The organism is Arthrobacter sp. H20, from assembly GCF_000520515.1.
Taxonomy (GTDB): domain Bacteria; phylum Actinomycetota; class Actinomycetes; order Actinomycetales; family Micrococcaceae; genus Arthrobacter_D.
Map to the genome: position 1 here is coordinate 75769 of NZ_KI914741.1, position 1754 is coordinate 77522.

General features: G+C 65.5%; 1 protein-coding gene. It reads right to left on the reverse strand.

Annotated elements, in window-relative coordinates; all coding sequences use genetic code 11:
- On the reverse strand, positions 1–1700 hold a 1700-nt coding region (locus tag Y703_RS23140), incomplete at its 3' end, for an ATP-binding protein (protein WP_343212905.1).
- Positions 1701–1754: the final 54 nt, after the last annotated feature.

Here is a 1754-nt window from a genome sequence, read left to right on the forward strand (position 1 = left end):
AGCAGCTCGCGGACCGGCCAGCCGAGCCATTTCGCGTTGCCAATCAAGTCACCGCCCACCACGTTCGAGACGCAGGCCAAGGTGATGTAGCTTTCCTTGAGCGGCATGGCCAGGAGCTCAGTGAAGGTCAGCTCAACCTCTCGTTCCACCATGCCGGTCACCCGCAGCCGCCAGGTGTCGGGGTCTACCACCGGCACCACCAGGGCAGTGTCAATCCGGTAATAGTTGTCGTTGGGGGTCACCAGTGGAGCAACGCCATCGACGCCGAGATCAGCTCCGGCCGGTAGCTCTGCGGCGCCGGAGTCCCCTGGCCCTCCAGCGGAGCCGGTGATCTGTTCGTCGCCTGGCTCTGTGGTTGACCGCGGCGGCGGGAGGGAAATCCGTGATCTGCTCTGCGCCACCAGCGACTGGCTGTTGCGCACTCCCGCGGCTGCAGCACCGGCAACCGCTGCGACAGCGGCACCGGCGCCAACTCCAACGAGGAACCGGCGGCGGGCAACAGGGCCGGGACGGACACTGTGGGCGTTGTCGAGCGTCCGCGGCTGCCAGGCGGCCAACCGGTCGATGAGCACACTCACCAGCATGACGCCGAGCACGAGCGCTACCACCGGGGCGGCAAAGGCCATGGTCGAGGCCTGAGGCCGTCCGGCGACGGCCAGGATCCCGGCGAACCCGAACAGCAGGACCACTGCCGCACCTGCCCGGCGCCACCGGTGTTCAAGGATCCCCGCTGCGGCCGCCACCACAGCGATGATGAGGACCATTGAAATGAGGAAGACTGACTTGTCAGCAGTACCAAACTGCTCAATGGCCCAATCCTTGATCCCCGGCGGAAGGGCATCGACGACTGTGGATCCGACTGCGGTAACCGGGGAGAGCGACGGGCTCACCGCCGCCGCGGTCAGCTCCGAGGCGATCACAGCGATCGCCACCGCAACCATTCCCGCGAGGCCTGCCCATCCATGGATCCGCGCCATCTCAGGTTTCTTTTCCGGTGCTGCCGAGGGAGTGGGGGTGTTGCTGGGGCTCGCGTCCCCCCTGGTGGCTTCTACCAGCGGCAGCGACGCGGTGAAGCAGCAGCCGCCCTGGGTGTTTCTCACGCAGAGGCTGCCCTGGTGCGCTCCGATAATGCTGGCGGCCATGCTCAGCCCCACCCCGACGCCCGAATAGCCGTTGGCCGTTCGACCAGGGTCCTTCTGCCAGCCGGGGATGAAAACGTTGTCCAGGTCCTCTGCGGCGATCCCTCCGCAGTGGTCGGCGACCTCGATGACTGCGTTGCCGTCGCGCAGAGTCATGCTGATCCTCACTGTGGTTCCTTCGCTGGTGTAGAGGATGGCGTTGAGGATCAGGTTGCGGACTGCCCGGGACAGGGTGGGTGCGTCCCCGCGCACCACCGGGTTGCCAACGCTGGTTCCGTCAACGGTGAGCCGTTTCTTGGCCGCCAGTGGCGTCAGGTCCGCAATCGCGTCGCTCACCAGGTCGTAGAGATGCAGCGGCACGGACGACAGGTGGAGGCTGCCCTCCTGAATTTTGGAAAGTTCGAGGAGGTCGTTGATCATTTCGGCCATCTGGTCGGTCTGGGTGATGATTTTGGCATGGTAGCCAGAGACGTCAGTGGCGACGCCGTCTTCAAGGGCCTCGGCCATGGCGCGCATACTGGCGAGCGGGGTCCTCAAGTCATGGGAAATCCAGGTAACCATCTCCCGGCGGGAAGCTTCAATCGCTGCTTCCCGCCGGCGGGACAGCTCAAGCCT